We start from the raw sequence: 16,498 nt of genomic DNA on the forward strand, positions 1-16,498 counted from the left end.
GCCGCGGATTTCGATTGTTCGGCCTCTTACGCGCAAGCACGGGGCGGACACAACCCTTGTCGTCTCATGAAGGCGCGAAAATACGCAGAAAGCTTAAAAGAGCAAGCCATTTCTAGTCGCTCGGGTCTCCGTTCTGCATTTTGTCGCGCAGGGCTGCCAGACTCGCGAAGGGTTTGATGGCATCATCATCCAGCGGCACGGCACCCTCAGGTGCGAACTGTGCCTGTTCCAGTTCGGCGCCGTCCTTGCGCGGGTAGGGCGGAAGCGCCAGCGACAGGGCTTCGGACAGAATGGCTGCGAGATCGATGTCTTCACCCAAGGCTTCGGTTTCATCGTCCTCCGGCATTTCGGTTTCAGACCCGTCATCATACTGGTTCAGCATGTTTGGCGGAACAAAGCGGCGAGTCACGTCGGTGTCGATCCGGGTGGTCACCGGCTCCAGCGTTACGGAACAAGGCTGCACAACGGTTACGCCCAGTTTGGCGAAAAGTTGCCAGCCCTTTTTGCCCTTTGGCTCCAGCGTGCCGTCAAAGCGCAGTTTCTTGACCGAAATCGCGCCGAGTCTTTCGGCCAGCAAGGCCCGTTCGCCCGAATCCGGAGCGAGTGAAAAGGGTGTTTCACCGCTCTGCCTGAGTTTCGCGACACGCAAAATGTGGGGGCTGGGCGGCATATCTGACGATGCTGCGGTCATCGTGGGGTTTTCCTTGGCTTGAATGGAGCGCTAACCTTCTGTAAGCCGGATGTGAGGCATGGCCAAGGCAAGAGGTGCATCAATGCGCAGCAAATGGGCAAAATCGAAAGCGGTGATCCTGTGCGCTGTCGTATTGGCCACGGCTGGCTGTACGGCCCAGTACCGCACACACGGTTGGATGCCGCCCGAGGAAGATCTGCAACAGATCGTGCCGGGCGTCGACACCAAGGCCTCGGTCGAGGATCTCGTAGGTGTGCCGACAACGTCCGGTGTTCTGAACGATGGCGGTTACTACTATATCGAATCTGATGTAAGGACCTTTGCTTGGCAGCGCCCGCAGGTTATCGACCGCCGCGTTCTTGCGATCACCTTTGACAGTACCGACGTTGTAGACAACATCGTCAGCTATGGTCTCGAAGACGGGCGCGTTGTGCAACTGAACCGCCGTGTGACGCGATCGGGCGACGGAGACATCGGTTTCATTCGCAAACTCTTTGGCAATATCGGTGGCCTGTCAGCAGCAGAGCTGCTCGGCAACAACTGAGCCGAAGGCATGGCGCTGTCGCATAAAGTCGGCAGTTTCGTGGAACCGTTCAGCCCCCGTGCGCGCCTGCCGAACCTGCCCGCTATCAAAGGCCAGTACCGCGTGCGACTGGCGGAAGGATCCTCTGATCTGGTCCGTTCACAGAAGTTGCGTGGGCTGTCGTTTCACGGAAATGCCGCTGATCCGGACATGGACCCGTTTGATCTGGTCAGTGATCATCTGCTCGTGGAAACCCTTGATTGCGGCGCGCTGGTTGCCGCCTGCCGTCTGAGTTTTGCCGAAGCTAGCGCGATACAGAACGGTTATTCCGGCCAGTTCTACAATCTCGAAAGGCTGGCAAACGCCGCTTGCCCGGGCGTTGAGCTTGGGCGGTTTTGTCTGCATCCGGAATTTCGGGACCCCGATATCCTGCGTTTGGTCTGGGCCGCTATTGCGGCCTATGTCGATTCTCATGGCGCACGGATCCTGTTCGGTTGCAGCAGCTTTGAGGGCACAGACCCTGCTGTTTATGAGGCGGCTTTTGCGTTGTTGCGTCAGCGCCACCTTGCGCCGCCTGCTATGCGGCCAGAGCGGCGAGGCATACCAGTGGTCGAATTTTCACATCAGGCGCCCCATGACCCGGGTCAGGCCTTGCAGCACCTGCCACCGTTGCTGCGCACCTATCTGTCGATGGGCGGGTGGGTCAGCGATCATGCCGTTGTGGATCCCGAGATGAACACCATCCACGTCTTTACCGGGGTCGAAGTTGCGGCGATTCCCCCCGCGCGTAAACGAATCCTGCGCTCAATTCTGAACTGAGGGGCATCACGCCCTTGGCCCTGCCGTCTTTGGTGTTACCTAGGCCTTATGCAGGACGCCTTGTTCATAGGATCTCAAATCTATCGCGGATCGCGCTATGGCGCCAAGCATCCCTTGTCGATCGAACGCGTTCCGGCCGTCATTGATCTGTGCCGTGCGCTGGGTTGGTTGCCGGGTGCGCGATATCGCACTTCGCCGCGTGCAAAACCCGCTGCACTGCATGGTTTCCACTCTGAGCGGTACATCACGGCGCTGATGGAGGCCGAAGCCCGGCAAAAGGTCAGTGAAGAGACCCGCAGCGCCCATGGTCTGGGCACGCTTTCGAACCCTGTGTTTCCCGAAATGTACAGACGCCCGGCCACAGCGGTTGGGGGCGGATTGCTGGCCGCTGAACTTGTGGCCAGGGGCGGAGTGGTGTTCAATCCAGGGGGTGGCACCCACCACGGATTGCCGGATCAGGCGGCCGGTTTTTGCTATCTAAACGAGCCGGTCATCACCATAAGGCGCCTTCTGGAGATGGGGATCGAGCGCGTCGCCTATGTGGACATCGACGCACATCATTGTGACGGGGTGGCGGTGGGCTTTCATGGCTCGCAACAGGTGCGCATGATTTCGGTGCATGAGGACAACCGCTGGCCCTTTACTGGCGCGCTGCAGGATGATGCGGGTGGGGCAGGGTTCAACCTGCCAGTGCCACGCGGGTTCAACGATGATGAATTCGCCTTTGTGCTGAACGAAATGATTGTGCCGACGGTCGCGCAATTCAAACCCGGTGCCGTTTTCCTGCAATGCGGGGCTGATGCCCTTTTGGAAGACCCGTTATCCCGGCTGGCCTTGTCCAACCATTCGCATCGCCTTGCGTTGCGTGCGCTGCGCCCGCTTAGCCCGCGCCTGATTGTTTCAGGCGGCGGTGGCTACAATCCCTGGTCAGTCGCCCGCTGCTGGGCGGGGCTTTGGGCCGAAATATCTGGCCAGAGCATTCCCCAACGGTTGCCCGCCCATGCGCAGCAGATTCTGCAAGGACTGACATGGCACCGCAAGGCGGAACCCGGTCCTGACCTGATCGCGCAGCTGAGCGATCCATATCGGGGCGGCGAAATCAGAAGCGAAATCCGTGCCGGGGTGGCCGTTTTGCAGGGTCGCTTGCAGGCGTCCTGAGCGCAGGGGCAATGCGTATTCAGGGGACCAATTGGGACTGGCGATGTCTGGGCGATTGGAGCGGGTAACGGGAATCGAACCCGTAACTTAAGCTTGGGAAGCTCGCGTGATACCTTTTCACCATACCCGCACGCAGGCGCTTGGGATACTTGGGCCTCTGGCCATCGTCAAGACGGCGCGCGTTCGGCCCATCCGGCAAATATCTTTTCCAGCGCAACAACCACGTAGTAAAGCGCAATGCCCAGTATCGCGAGCGCGATCAGCACGGCAAACATCAGTGGATAATCCGAGTTGGTTTTGCCGGAATCGAACAGGGCACCCAGTCCGCGCCCATGCGGCGAGACGATTTCCATCAGGTTCGTTCCGATAAAGGCCAGCGTGACCGCGACTTTGAGCGCACCAAAGAACTCGGGCAGCGTTTTCGGCAGCGCGATTTTCCAGAAAATGGTGGTTTGCGACGCGCCCAGTGCCCGCAGGATGTCGCGGTATTCAGGCTCCAGCGTCGACAGACCGATCGAAATCGAAACAGCAATCGGGAAAAACGAGATCAGAAAGGCGATCAGGACAGTGTTGAAGTCATGCTGGCCCACAAAGAGCAGGGCAACAATCGGAACCAGTGTGGCTTTGGGGATCGCGTTGAACCCCACCAGAAGCGGATAAAGCGCATCGCGCATGGTGCGCGAAAACCCCATGATCATGCCGATGATCACACCGACAGCCACCGCCAGCAAAAGCCCGACGACCGTGCGCCACAGAGTTTGCCAACCCATAACGAGAAACAGTTCCCAATAGCGCGAATAGGCTGGCGGCAGATCAGAAGGCGAAGCCATGATGTAGTTGGGCCATTCGTTGAACCAGACCAATCCTTCCCAGAACAGCAAAAACACAATGATCGCCGCAATGGGAGCAAGAACTGCGCGCGACGTCAGTCGTTGCACAAACGAGGTGCCGCTGGGGGCAGCGGGTGTCGGGGCGGGGTCGGGTACATAGGCCATGGTATGCTCGTTCGTCGTTACTGTGCGGCCTGTGCATCTTCGGCACGGCCTTGCGCGATCTTGATCTGATCCCGAAGGACATGAAGCATCTCGACCGCTTCTTGTTCGTATAGAACGTCCAGATCGGTGCGTCCGTTCATCGAAGTATCCATAGTGTGCTGGACCCGGGCCGGGCGGTCCGACAGCACAATGGTCTGATCGGCCAGATAGATGGATTCGCGCAGATCATGGGTGATCAGCATGCAGGTGAACGGCTCTTCGGCGCGTAGGCGGTGCATGGTTTGCCACAGGTCCTCGCGGGTGAAAGCGTCGAGAGCACCAAAGGGTTCATCCATGATCAGAATATCGGGTTTGTGTGCAATTGCCCGGCAGAGCGAGGCGCGCTGGCGCATACCGCCAGAAAGCTCTGATGGGCGTTTCGTCTCAAAACCTTCCAGGCCTACGAGCGAGAGTAGTTCGCGGGCGCGGTCCTCTTTCTGGGACCGTGTCAGTTTGTTCGGCACGATCTCAAGCGGCAGGATGACGTTGTCGAGAATTGTGCGCCATTCCAGCAAGACCGGGTTCTGAAAGGCCATGCCAACAGTCGATCGGGGGCCTTTGACCGCTCTGCCATCCAGCAGGACCTTGCCCTGATCCGGGATCAGCAATCCGGCTACCAGTTTGGTCAAAGTGGATTTTCCGCAACCGGACGGCCCGACCACCGCGCAAAAGGAGGCGGAGGGAACGATAAAGTCCAGGTTGTCCAGAACAGGCAATTTTCCAGACGCAGTGTCATAGGCGTGAGTGACGCCGGAAATCTCGATGGTTTGTGTCATGGGGGTACGCTTTCACGCGTGGGCCGCCTTGGCAAGCGGCCCACGCAATCGTTTCAGGGATTGGTTACTTCAGCATCCGCGCGTCGGCAGAGGGCAGGTAGGCGTCTGTGAAGTACAGGCTGACATCCGGTTCATTCTGGAATTCGTAAGTCAGTTTGATTTGCTCGATGGCATTGGCCATACGATCAGCGTCCACGCCGCCCATACCATTGGTCATGGCATAGTCGGTGGCCACGTTCGCGTCGATTGCCAGCTGCAAACGGCGGGTTTCCAGGGCCGCGTCAGCCGCCGGATTCCGTTCGATCAGCGATGGGATGGCCGCAGCAGGATCTGCGATTGCGTCGGCCCAGCCTTTTGCGACAGCGCCGAGGAAACCGGTCAGCAGTTCGCCGTTTTCAGCGGCCCAATCGGTGTTTGCGATGATGGCGTTGCCATACAGATCAACACCATAGTCCGCCATCAGAATGGTCGAGATGTCGTCTTCCTCTACGCCCAGACGAACAAGGTTCAGGTAGGATGAGAAGGAAAACCCGGTGACCGCAGCAACTTCGCCCTGCGCCAGCATAGGCTCGCGTGTTGGGAAGCCAACCGGCTCAACGGTGATTGCGGCGGTGTCGAGATCATTGGCTGCGGCAAAGATCGGGAACTGTGCCCATGCACCATCCGGGGGCGGGGCACCCAGAACGCGTCCTTCGAGATCCTTGGGCGCTTCGACACCCAGAGACTTGCGTCCGACAATCGCAAACGGCGGCTTGTCATAGACCATCATCACGGCTGTGACAGGGGCACCGGGGTTCTGATCGAGGAACTTTACCAACGAGTTGATGTCGGCAAACCCGACCGGAAATGCACCGGTTGCCACTTTTGGAATGGCGTCGAGTGAGCCCTGACCGGCTGTGATCTCAACTGACAGATCGGCTTCGCCGAAATATCCTTTGTCGATTGCGACAAAGTAAGGCGCGGCGGGGCCTTCGAATTTCCAGTCCAGTGCGAAAGGCACTGCCGTTTCGGCCTGAGCGAAGCTGGCTGCGCCCACCAGTGTGGCCGCGATAAATGTCTGTCGGAACATGATTCCTCCTTGAGTGATTGTTGGACTTCGCCGCGCATTGCGCCCGCGTCAGATCACAAAGGCAAGAATATTTGCCGAAAAAATGGACAAATGCCGTTTGGCGCATGAAAATCGGGCGTTCACACGCGTTTCGGTTGTGCTATGCGCGCCGTCTTCTCCTGCGGCCGCCAGAATCGCCACCGCTGCCGGTGTTGAAGCTGACGTTGGGCAGGGTCACGATCTTGGACAACTCGGGGAAAGGATCGGTTTTGTGCGGAATGGCATTTGCCGCCACAAAGTGTTCCTGGAACCGCGGCTCGATGGCCGTTTCGACCTTTGTGATCTGCCGAACCGTTCCTTCGATTTCGCGGCGTGCCGCCAGATTGCACAGCGCGATGCGCGCACCGGTGCCTGCGGCATTGCCGGCGCTGGTGACCTTTTCCAGTGGCACGTCCGGGATCATGCCCAGCACCATGGCGTGTTTGGCACTGATATGCGCGCCGAAAGCCCCGGCCAGCACCACGCGGTCGACTTTCTCAACGTTCATTTCGTCCATCAACAGGCGCGCACCGGCATAGAGCGCGGATTTGGCAAGCTGGATCGCCCGAATATCGCCCTGTGTCACCGTGATCCGGGGGCCGCCGGTTTCGCTGGCATCGTGGATCAAATAGGCATGCGTCCGCCCCTCGGGAACGCAGCGGGCTGTCCCGGCCGCTTCGGCCGAGCCGATCAGTCCGGAATCGTCCATCAATCCGGCGATGCGCATCTCTGCGACCGCTTCGATGATGCCGGAGCCGCAAATACCGGTGATGCCTGTCTGTGCCGTGGCTTGCCAAAACCCGTCTTCGTCCGACCACTTGTCACAACCAATGACACGAAAACGCGGTTCCTTGGTTTCGGGATCGATGCGGATGGCTTCGATGGCGCCGGGGGCGGCCCGCTGGCCTGAACTGATTTGCGCGCCTTCAAATGCAGGGCCGGTGGGCGAAGAACAGGCCAAAACGCGGCTGGTGTCGCCCAGCAGAATTTCGGCGTTTGTCCCCACATCGACCACAAGAACCAGATCTTCGCTTTTGCCGGGTTGCTCAGACAGGGCGACGGCGGCTGCGTCGGCTCCGACATGGCCGGCGATGCAGGGCAGAATATAAATCTGAGAGGCCGAGGGCAGGGCGGTGATTTCCAGATCCGCGGCCCGCAGATGAAGCGGCTCAGAGGTGGCCAGTGCAAAGGGTGCCTGCCCCAATTCCACCGGGTCAATGCCGATCAGCAAGTGGTGCATTACGGGGTTGCAGACGAATACGGTCTCAAGGATCAGCGCCGGGTCAATGCCCGCTTCGGCTGAGATATCCTGCACCAGAGCATCAATGGCCAGCCTGACCGCACGGGTCATTTCGCCGTCGCCGCCGGGGTTCATCATTGCATAGGATACACGGCTCATGAGGTCTTCGCCGAACCGGATTTGTGGGTTCATGATGCCAGAGGAGGCCACAACAGCGCCGGTGTCCAGATTGGTCAGGTGTGCAGCAACCGTTGTAGAGCCGAGATCAATCGCGAGGCCAAACAAGCCGTCTTCGTGCAAACCGGGCCAAGCAGCGATGATCTGCGGTGTTGCTTCGGCGCTGTGTTTGTTCAGCGCGACCGTGATTTTCCATGCGCCCTTGCGCAGCACGGTTTGCAGCGTGCCCAGCACGGAAAAGTCCATTGTTACGGCAGGAATGTCCCATTGGGCGGCCAAGGCGCGGGCCACGCGTTCCAAATCGCCTGTGGGCTCGTGCATATCCGGCTCTTCGACTTCGATGTAGTAAAGCCGGGATGCAGGATCCATTTCGATCACGCGGGTGCTGGCGGCCTTGCGGACCACCTGCCGGTGGACCTGACTTTCGGCGGGAACGTCGATCACAACGTCCCCATGAACCAAGGCCTGACAGCCGAGTCGGCGGCCTTCTTTCAGGCCGCGTTTCTGGTCATAGCGTTCTTCGACGGCGTTCCATTCCGACAGCGCACCCTCGGCAACCGTCACGCCATGCTTGGAGAATTCGCCATAGCCGGGCGTGATTTGACATTTGGAACAGATGCCACGTCCGCCGCACACGGAATCCAGATCCACACCCAACTGACGGGCCGCTGTCAGAACTGGCGTTCCTACAGGAAAACGCCCGCGTTTACCGGACGGGGTGAAGACGACCAATGGGTCTTGGGTCATGGTTTGATCCTATGTGCAGCGCAGCGCTTTTTCGGCACAATAGACTGCGAAACGCAAAGGGAAAGCCGGGTCGCGACATAGCGCAGTGGATTGGCGTCATACGCGCGCTGAAATTCCCGTTGGTTTTGGGGAAGACCCGGCCCGGATCAGATCGAAAACGAGGTGCCGCAACCGCAGGACGACGTGGCATTGGGGTTTTCGATGACAAATCGCGCGCCGATCAGCTCATCGGAAAAATCGATCACCGCACCGGCCAGAAAGGGGAGGGAAACCGGATCGACCACGACCTTCTGACCGTCGCCTTCCAGCACAAGATCATCCCCGGATGCGTCGTCGAGCTTGATCTCGTACTGAAAGCCCGAACACCCGCCGCCTTCGACCGCGACGCGCAGCGCTTTTCCATCTGCGCCAGCGCCGATTTCTGCGAGGCGCTCAAAGGCGCGGGGCGTGACTTTGGGGGGCAACTGCATGGGATCCTCGCCGGTTTATCTTGGCTTTCCCATGTAATATAAGCGGGCACAGGACAGGCCACAAGAACGCACGGCAATAACAATGAGTGCGCTTAGAAAAGAAGGACGGCGGGAATGCGGGCAGATTTCGCATGTGACCCCAATGGCGCGCGTGGGCGCATGGTCAGCGAAGAAGAGAGCGCGTTCCGCTCATGTTTCCAGCGTGACAGGGATCGGATCATTCATTCATCGGCGTTCCGAAGGCTGAAACACAAAACGCAGGTCTTTGTTGAACACGAGGGTGATTTCTATCGCACCCGCCTGACGCATTCGATCGAGGTCGCGCAGGTCGCCCGGACAATTGCCGGGGCTTTGGGCCTGAACACCGACCTGACCGAGGCCGTGGCACTGGCGCATGATCTGGGGCACACGCCCTTTGGCCATACCGGCGAAGACGCGTTGGATCTGCTGATGCAACCCTACGGCGGCTTCGATCACAATGCGCAGACCATTCGGATCGTTACGAAACTGGAACGACACTACGCCGGATTTGATGGTCTGAACCTGACGTGGGACACGCTAGAAGGCATCGCCAAGCACAATGGGCCGGTTCAGGGCGAAATTCCCTATGCGCTGGCTGAATACAACGCAGTTCATGATCTGGAACTGAACACCCATGCCAGCGCCGAGGCACAGGTCGCTGCATTGTCTGATGACATCGCTTACAACAACCATGATTTGCACGACGGTTTGCGCGCCGGGTTGTTTACCGAAGATCAGGTTGTGCAATTGCCCATCGTTGGATCAGCCTTTGCCGAAGTGGACCGCCAGCACCCGGGTCTTGAGCCGTACCGGCGCCGCCACGAAGCCTTGCGGCGGGTGTTTGGTGCCATGGTCGCCGATGTCATCGACACCAGCGACGCGATGCTGAAGCAGTCCGGCGCAGGCAGTGCGCAGGATATCCGCGATCTGGGACGTCCGGTGATCGCATTCTCCGACGGGATGTGGGCCGATCTGAAGGTGATCCGGGCTTTTCTATTCGGAAATATGTACCGGGCGCCCAGCGTCATGACCCAAAGAGCAAAGGTTACCAAGGCGCTCGAATTCCTGTTCCCGACCTACATGAGCAACCCTGATCTGTTGCCCAACCGCTGGCGGGCTGAAATCGAAGCGGCGGGCTCAGAGGCGGATCTGGCCCGACTGGTGGCGGACTATATCGCCGGGATGACAGATCGCTTTGCTTTGCAGGCTCATGCCAAGCTGACAGGCAGTGACATCCTGCACGACGGCAGTTGACCCGCGCGTCGAAAGGCCTGATCTTGGCAGGGCTTTGCGTACAGCGACTTGAGATACGCTTTTGACAGTACGGGATTGGCAGTGTTCGGGGCCGGGTATTTCAAAGGTAAGGTGGTTGCCATCATGGGCGCAGAGCATCCTCTGGGAAGCTCGCTCGCGTTGCGTTTCAGCGGGTTTGGCGCGACCGTCATCGCGATTGGCGAAGACGAGGAAAGCCTGCATGGGCTGGCCCGCACCAATCCCGAACAAATAGAACCCCTGGCCCTGCGCAGCGGACGTGCTGATGTTTTGGGGCTTTTGCGCGATGCTTGGGGCGATGAGCCGCTTGATTGCTATATCGACACCAGCCCGATTTCCGCCGAGCGGCAAAAGCTGCAGGCTCCGGATATATTCGCCAAATCTGCCGGAACCGCGGCGGCACTGGTCCGTGGCATCCGCAATGGGCAGGCCCGTGCGGTTCTGGCCATGCCCGCGGTCAGCAGCACATCAAGCCCGACGGAAACAGCCAGACATGCAGGATACACGGCGCTTGTGCGCCAGTTCGGCAAGGAATGCATGCCGGGCCGGTTTTGCGGAGCAGAGGTGCCGGGCGATCTGGAGTGGTCGTCGGAACAATGCCTGTCTATTGGCGATGCGATCATGATGCTGGTGCATCCGGTGTCACGTGCCGTTGCGCAAGGCACGGTTATCGGGCTTGCACTGGATCGGCGCAAATAGCACGGTGCAGCCAGGTCTGGTTCACGAGGGGCGAGTATATGGCAACTGCAGAAGTGTCTGGAATGGATCCGGTAATGGCCTTTGCTCTGGTCGGCGCATTGGGCGTTGGCAGTCAATGGCTTGCATGGCGTTTGCGTATGCCTGCGATCGTTTTGATGCTGGCGGCTGGTCTGATTGTCGGGCCGGGGTTAGGCCTGTTGAACCCGGCAGAACAATTCGGATCAATGCTGGGGCCGATGGTTGCCATCGCGGTTGCGATTATCCTGTTTGAAGGTGGACTGACCCTGAACGCCCATTCGCTGTCGGACGCAGCAACCGGTGTAAAACGACTGGTCGTTGTGGGTGCGCCACTGGGGTGGATCGCCTCGACGGCGGCTCTGCATTATGTCGCCGGGCTTAGTTGGGAAGCATCGGCCGTTTTTGGTGGCATCATGATCGTCACAGGACCCACTGTGATTGCGCCATTGCTCCGTCAGGCCAAGTTGTCCAAACGGCCGGCCGCTCTTTTGCAGTGGGAAGCCATTGTCAACGATCCCGTCGGGGCGTTGGCCGCCGTTCTGGCCTTCGAAGTGGTTGTCGTTCTTCAGACCGCGACAAGCGTTGGCGAAGCTGTGCAGGCGCTGGCCCTCGGCATGGCGGTAGCCACAGTGCTTGGCATTGCGGCGGGCTGGGGCGTCGCCCGTGCCTTCCGGCTGGCCTATGTGCCTGAATATATGAAGGTACCAGTGCTGTTTGTCGTCTTGCTGGGCGTGTTTGCGCTGGCCGACAGCGTATTGCACGAATCCGGTTTGCTCACGGTCACAATCATGGGGATCTGGATCGCCAACGCGCATTTGCCGAGCTACGTGGAACTGCGCCGTTTCAAAGAGCACGCAACCGTGCTGCTGGTGTCAGGGGTTTTCATCCTGCTTGCCGCTGGCATGAGCGTCGAGTTGCTCAAATCGCTGGATTGGCGTGCGGCTGCCTTTGTGGCGTCGGTCATCCTGTTGGCGCGTCCCCTGCCAGTTCTGGTCGCGCTCGCATTTTCGAATGTGCCATGGCGCGAACGGTTGCTGGTTGCCTTTACCGGACCGCGGGGCGTTGTCCTTGTTGCTGTTGCCGGGTTGTTCGGGGAGCGTCTGGTGGCGCTGGGCATCGAGGATGCGGGCCGCATTCCGCCTTTGGCCTTTGCGCTTGTGGCCGCGACCGTTGTGCTGCACGGCTTTACACTGACCCCTGTGGCCAAGCTCTTGGGGCTGACGGCATCCAACGCGCCGGGTGTTATGATCCTTGGTGGATCGCGTTGGTCCGTTGCGCTTGCCCAAGCACTTCAGAAACTTGATCTGCCGGTGATCATTGCCGACCCGAACCATGCCCATCTGAGGGCTGCGCGCGAGGCAGGGGTTGAGACCTATTTCGGGGATATCCTTTCAGAAGCGGCCGAAGACCGGCTCGATCTCGTGGCCTATGAAAAGCTGATCTGTGCGACAGACAACGACGCCTACAACACCTTTGTTGCGACAGATCTCGCACCGGAGTTCGGGCGGGATAACGTTTTTCAGATCAAGCGGGTCAAACAGACCAGCACCCGCCATGCTCTGCCGCCCACATTGGGCGGGCGTGCCATTGGATCGGATATGACCTATTTCGAGGCAGGCGCGGCGATATCCGAAGGCAAGGAGTTCCGGGTTACAACGCTTACCGAGGAGTTCACGTTGGACGACTGGCGCGCAGAGCACCCCGATGCCTCGCCTGTGGCCGAGCTTGGGCCGAACGGTCAATTGCGTCTTCTGGGGCCGAAAACCGAGATCAAGGGCGGCGTCGGTGCACGCTTGGTTGCTCTGTCCCAGGCCCGGCCCGAACGCGCCGAAAGCTGACAAGGCCCGGATGACGCGCCGCTAGACATTTGACGCCCCGGGCCAGCGTGTTAGAGGGGGCGTCAAATCCGTTGGAGAGCTTTAATGAACCTCTTTTCCGATATCCGCTCGCTCGTGATCGCTTCCTTGCAGGACAGCGGTGTTCTGAACGATGCCCCGGACGCAAACCTCGACCCGATCACGGTTGAGCCACCGCGCGATGCGGCCCATGGCGATATGGCGACCAACGCTGCCATGGTTCTGGCCAAACCCCTGCGTCAGAAGCCACGCGATATCGCGGAAACTTTGGCCGCCGTGCTGGTCAAGGATGATCGGATCGCAAGCGCCGAGGTTGCGGGACCGGGGTTCCTCAATCTGCGGCTGGCCGCTGGCGTGTGGCAGGGCCTGCCTTCTGCTGTGCTGGCACAGGGCAAGGACTTTGGCCGTTCGTCCTTGGGGCAGGGCAAGAAAGTGAACGTTGAGTTTGTCTCGGCCAACCCGACCGGCCCGATGCATGTGGGCCACGCACGCGGTGCGATCGTGGGGGATGCCATGGCGAGCCTGCTGGATTTTGCCGGCTTCGATGTGACGCGCGAATACTACATCAACGACGGTGGCGCGCAGGTTGATGTTCTGGCGCGGTCCGTCTACCTGCGCTACCTCGAAGCGCACGGGCAGGAAGTCGAGTTTGCGGACGGCACCTATCCCGGTGACTACCTCGTGCCTGTGGGCGAAGCGCTCAAGGCCAAGGTAGGCGACGATTATCTCGATAAGGGTGAACAATACTGGCTGGCCGACGTGCGCGAATTTGCGACCGACGCGATGATGGATCTGATCCGCGCGGACCTGAAGGCGCTGGGCGTCGAGATGGATCACTTCTTCAGCGAAAAGTCGCTGTACGGGACAGGTAAGATCGAAGCGGCGATCCAGACGCTCGACGAAAAGGGCCTGATCTATCGTGGTGTTCTTGAGCCGCCAAAGGGCAAGAAACCCGAGGACTGGGAGCCGCGTGAGCAAACGCTGTTCAAAAGCACCGAACACGGCGACGACGTGGATCGTCCGATCATGAAATCAGACGGCAGCTGGACCTATTTCGCGCCGGATATTGCGTACCACTATGACAAGGTGGCGCGCGGTTTTGATCTGTTGATCGACATTTTTGGCGCCGATCACGGCGGCTACGTCAAACGGATGAAGGCCGCCGTTTCGGCGCTGTCCGATGGCAAGGTCCCGCTGGACATCAAATTGTTGCAACTGGTGAAGCTCTACAAAAACGGCGAGCCTTTCAAAATGTCCAAGCGTGCCGGGACTTTTGTCACTCTGCGCGATGTTGTGGACATGGTCGGGCCTGACGTGGCCCGGTTCCACATGTTGACCCGCAAAAACGATGCCGCGCTGGACTTTGATTTTGACAAGGTGGTGGAGCAATCCAAGGAAAACCCGGTCTTTTACGTTCAGTACGCGCATGCCCGCGTGTGTTCTGTGATCCGCAAGGCCGCGGATGAAGGCATGGATGTCAGCGATGCAAGCCTTGCCAAGGCAGACCTGAGCGGGATGACTCACGACGCGGAATTGACGTTGGCCCGGAAGATCGCTGAATGGCCGCGGCTGGTCGAGATTGCCGCAAAAGGCAACGAGCCGCACCGGATTGCCACATTCCTCAGTGAACTGGCTGCCGAGCTGCACGCGCTGTGGAACCGCGGCAATGATGAGCCTGAGCTGCGCTTTGTTCAGGGCGATGAGGCCACAACTCAGGCCAAGATCGCGCTGGCCCGCGCCACGGCGGTTGTTATTTCTGCTGGTCTTGCTATCTTGGGCGTGACTCCGATGGAGGAAATGCGCTGACAAAAGCGCGGCTCTGACGGGGCACAGGCAAGATTAACGAGCAGTGAGTCACCTGACGCGGCAAAGAATCGCGCGGGGGCAATGAGGCAGAAATGACGGATTACACCTATGACGGGGGGCAGGCGGCCCCGGCTACGCGTAATGTGGCCAGCTTGGCAAATTGGGCCGGTGCAACGGTGTCTTTGGCGCTGGTTATCGGTGTCGGTGTCTGGGGCTACAAGCTTCTGGTGCGCGACGTAACCGGTGTTCCCATTGTTCAGGCCATGGAAGGCCCGATGCGCGTAACGCCCGAAGACCCCGGCGGACGGCTTGCGGATCATCAGGGTCTCGCCGTGAATGATGTGGCGGGCTCCGGCACCACTGCACCGCCTGCGGATCGTCTTGTTCTGGCACCCAAGCCTGCGGGTCTGAGCGAAGAAGACGTGGCCCTGGGTGCGCTGGTTCCGACACATTCCCCGATGCCTGTGCAGGCCTCTATGGCGCAGAACAGTCGCCTGATGGAACTCACACCCGAAGAGATTGCCGAAGACGCGGGCCTTGCACCGCCTCTGAACGGAGACGATCAGCTTGGCGCGCTCGTTGCTCAGTTGACTGCCGATGCGCAACCGCTCAGCGATCTCGCGCCGGGAGAAACTAAGCCGATTGTCACGGCGCTTGATGGGGTGGCGCAAAGCCCGATCGTCAATGACACCTCTGTTGCGGGCGGTTTGGCGCGTTCGCTGCGTCCACGTTTGCGCCCGGCCGGACTGGGTGGCGGCGTGCGCGTTGCATCCGCTGATGCAGGGCAGGCTGTTGCTGTTGCCGCGCCTGCTGCCGGTGGCGTTAAGGAAATTGACCCGACCACGTTGCCCGCAGGCACCCGTCTTGTGCAGATCGGCGCTTTCGACAGCCCCGAGACTGCGCGGTCCGAATGGCAGCGGCTGGAAGGTCGCTTTGGTGATTACCTCGACGGCAAAGCCCGTGTGATCCAAAAGGCCAGCTCAGGCGGTCGCGTGTTCTATCGCCTTCGGGCGCAGGGCTTTGAGGATCTGTCTGACGCGCGCCGCTTCTGCGCTGCTTTTGTTGCCGGCAAGGTCGATTGCATCCCAGTGGTGACACGATGACACGCCGTTTTGGCGCGGCCATTCTGGGCTGTGCCGGAACGCGCCTGACTTCAGAAGAAAAACGTTTCTTTTCAGAGTTCTATCCGGCGGGATTCATTCTGTTTTCCCGCAATCTCGAAGATGCTGACGACATTCGGGCGCTGTGTTCGGATATGCGTGATGCTGTAGGTTGGCACGCACCGATTTTTATAGATCAGGAAGGTGGCCGCGTTCAGCGGATGCGGGCGCCTTTGGCGCGTGAATGGCTTCCGCCGCTGGATGATGTAGCCCGGTTTGGCGATCACGCTGCCGAGGCAATGGCCCTGCGGTACAAGATCATCAGCGCAGAACTGCTGGCCCTTGGGATTGATGGGAACTGTTCGCCGGCGTTGGATGTGGCCCGTCCGCAGACCCATGCAGTGCTGCGTAATCGGCTTCTTGGAGATCAACCGGACAAGGTGGCCGAGATCGGGTTGGCTGTTGCGCAGGCCCATCTGGACAGCGGCGTTCTGCCTGTGATCAAGCATATTCCCGGCCATGGTCTGGGAACCTTGGACAGTCATCTTGAACTGCCGCGTGTTTCAGCCCCACGGGACGTTCTGGACAGTATTGATTTCAAGGCGTTTGAACCCTTTGGCCACATGCCGTTGGGCATGTCGGCGCATCTGGTGTTCGAAGCCATTGATCCGGACAATCCCGCGACGATCTCGCCAGCCATGATTGACCTGATCCGCAACCAGATCGGGTTTGGCGGGTTCCTGATGACGGATGACATTTCGATGGAAGCGTTGTCCGGAACGGTTGAAGAACGCGGCGCAGCGGCGCTGGCCGCCGGGTGCGACGCGGTTTTGCACTGCAACGGCAAAATGCACGAAATGCAACCGCTGATGGAACGGATCGGAAGCCTGAGCGAGCCGGCCCAAAGGCGCATGCAAGCCGCACTGGATATGCGGAAAACACCTGCACCCATTGACATCGCGGCCTTGGAATCGGACCTTGAGGCGCTGTTGCCATAACCCGGG

15 protein-coding genes and 1 tRNA gene are annotated in these 16,498 nt (G+C 59.7%); 9 read left to right on the top strand and 7 right to left on the bottom strand.

Going from position 1 to position 16,498, the window contains the following annotated elements:
- Positions 1-112 precede the first annotated feature (112 nt).
- Positions 113-691: a YceD family protein gene (locus tag PFY00_RS05455; RefSeq protein WP_271431526.1), complete on the bottom strand. Its 579-nt coding sequence runs from the start codon at positions 689-691 to the stop codon at positions 113-115.
- A 58-nt stretch (positions 692-749) separates the two neighbouring features.
- Between PFY00_RS05455 and PFY00_RS05460 the strand changes: the two genes are divergently transcribed.
- Genes PFY00_RS05460 through PFY00_RS05470 form a run of 3 tightly spaced genes read left to right on the top strand, consistent with a single transcriptional unit; the run spans position 750 to position 3,191 of the window.
- Entirely contained in the window at positions 750-1,235 is a 486-nt protein-coding gene (locus PFY00_RS05460) for an outer membrane protein assembly factor BamE (protein WP_271431527.1), read from the top strand.
- A gap of 9 nt (positions 1,236-1,244) precedes the next feature.
- Positions 1,245-2,033 carry a GNAT family N-acetyltransferase gene (locus PFY00_RS05465; protein ID WP_271431528.1) on the top strand — a complete coding sequence of 263 codons (789 nt, stop codon included), beginning with the start codon at positions 1,245-1,247 and terminating at the stop codon, positions 2,031-2,033.
- Positions 2,034-2,081: 48 nt separating this feature from the next.
- A complete protein-coding gene (locus PFY00_RS05470; RefSeq protein WP_271431529.1) occupies positions 2,082-3,191 on the top strand; it encodes an acetoin utilization protein AcuC in 1,110 nt (369 codons plus the stop codon).
- A gap of 56 nt (positions 3,192-3,247) precedes the next feature.
- On the opposite strand, the gene PFY00_RS05475 is transcribed toward PFY00_RS05470, so the two are convergent.
- The 6 genes from PFY00_RS05475 to PFY00_RS05500 all read right to left on the bottom strand — a co-directional run bounded on the left by PFY00_RS05475 (position 3,248) and on the right by PFY00_RS05500 (position 8,722).
- Positions 3,248-3,321, bottom strand: a tRNA-Gly gene (locus PFY00_RS05475).
- A 37-nt stretch (positions 3,322-3,358) separates the two neighbouring features.
- The gene (locus tag PFY00_RS05480; RefSeq protein ID WP_271431530.1) at positions 3,359-4,186 is read right to left on the bottom strand and encodes an ABC transporter permease; all 828 of its coding nucleotides are present in this window, start codon (positions 4,184-4,186) and stop codon (positions 3,359-3,361) included.
- Between the two features lie 17 nt (positions 4,187-4,203).
- On the bottom strand, positions 4,204-5,001 hold the full coding sequence (locus PFY00_RS05485; protein ID WP_271431531.1) for an ABC transporter ATP-binding protein: 798 nt from the start codon (positions 4,999-5,001) through the stop codon (positions 4,204-4,206).
- A gap of 64 nt (positions 5,002-5,065) precedes the next feature.
- Positions 5,066-6,070, bottom strand: coding sequence for an ABC transporter substrate-binding protein (locus tag PFY00_RS05490; protein WP_271431532.1), 1,005 nt, complete (start codon positions 6,068-6,070; stop codon positions 5,066-5,068).
- 139 nt (positions 6,071-6,209) lie between these two features.
- Entirely contained in the window at positions 6,210-8,252 is a 2,043-nt protein-coding gene (locus tag PFY00_RS05495; RefSeq protein ID WP_271431533.1) for an ASKHA domain-containing protein, read from the bottom strand.
- 146 nt (positions 8,253-8,398) lie between these two features.
- On the bottom strand, positions 8,399-8,722 hold the full coding sequence (locus tag PFY00_RS05500) for a HesB/IscA family protein (protein WP_271431534.1): 324 nt from the start codon (positions 8,720-8,722) through the stop codon (positions 8,399-8,401).
- A gap of 114 nt (positions 8,723-8,836) precedes the next feature.
- Here PFY00_RS05500 and PFY00_RS05505 point away from each other — a divergent pair, with 114 nt between their 5' ends.
- The 6 genes from PFY00_RS05505 (at position 8,837) to PFY00_RS05530 (ending at position 16,492) form a co-directional block, all read left to right on the top strand.
- Positions 8,837-9,997, top strand: a complete 1,161-nt coding sequence (locus PFY00_RS05505) for a deoxyguanosinetriphosphate triphosphohydrolase (protein WP_271431535.1) — start codon at positions 8,837-8,839, stop codon at positions 9,995-9,997.
- Positions 9,998-10,072: 75 nt separating this feature from the next.
- On the top strand, positions 10,073-10,714 hold the full coding sequence (locus PFY00_RS05510; RefSeq protein ID WP_271431536.1) for a Rossmann-fold NAD(P)-binding domain-containing protein: 642 nt from the start codon (positions 10,073-10,075) through the stop codon (positions 10,712-10,714).
- 38 nt (positions 10,715-10,752) lie between these two features.
- On the top strand, positions 10,753-12,570 hold the full coding sequence (locus PFY00_RS05515; protein WP_271431537.1) for a cation:proton antiporter: 1,818 nt from the start codon (positions 10,753-10,755) through the stop codon (positions 12,568-12,570).
- 84 nt (positions 12,571-12,654) lie between these two features.
- Positions 12,655-14,394: an arginine--tRNA ligase gene (gene argS / locus PFY00_RS05520; RefSeq protein WP_271431538.1), complete on the top strand. Its 1,740-nt coding sequence runs from the start codon at positions 12,655-12,657 to the stop codon at positions 14,392-14,394.
- A gap of 92 nt (positions 14,395-14,486) precedes the next feature.
- Positions 14,487-15,497, top strand: coding sequence for an SPOR domain-containing protein (locus PFY00_RS05525; protein ID WP_271431539.1), 1,011 nt, complete (start codon positions 14,487-14,489; stop codon positions 15,495-15,497).
- Positions 15,494-16,492: a glycoside hydrolase family 3 N-terminal domain-containing protein gene (locus PFY00_RS05530; protein ID WP_271431540.1), complete on the top strand. Its 999-nt coding sequence runs from the start codon at positions 15,494-15,496 to the stop codon at positions 16,490-16,492. Before PFY00_RS05525 ends, PFY00_RS05530 begins: the two co-directional genes overlap by 4 nt.
- Positions 16,493-16,498 lie beyond the last annotated feature (6 nt).

This window comes from Thalassococcus lentus (genome assembly GCF_028023555.1).
GTDB classification, from domain to species: Bacteria; Pseudomonadota; Alphaproteobacteria; order Rhodobacterales; family Rhodobacteraceae; genus Thalassococcus_A; species Thalassococcus_A lentus.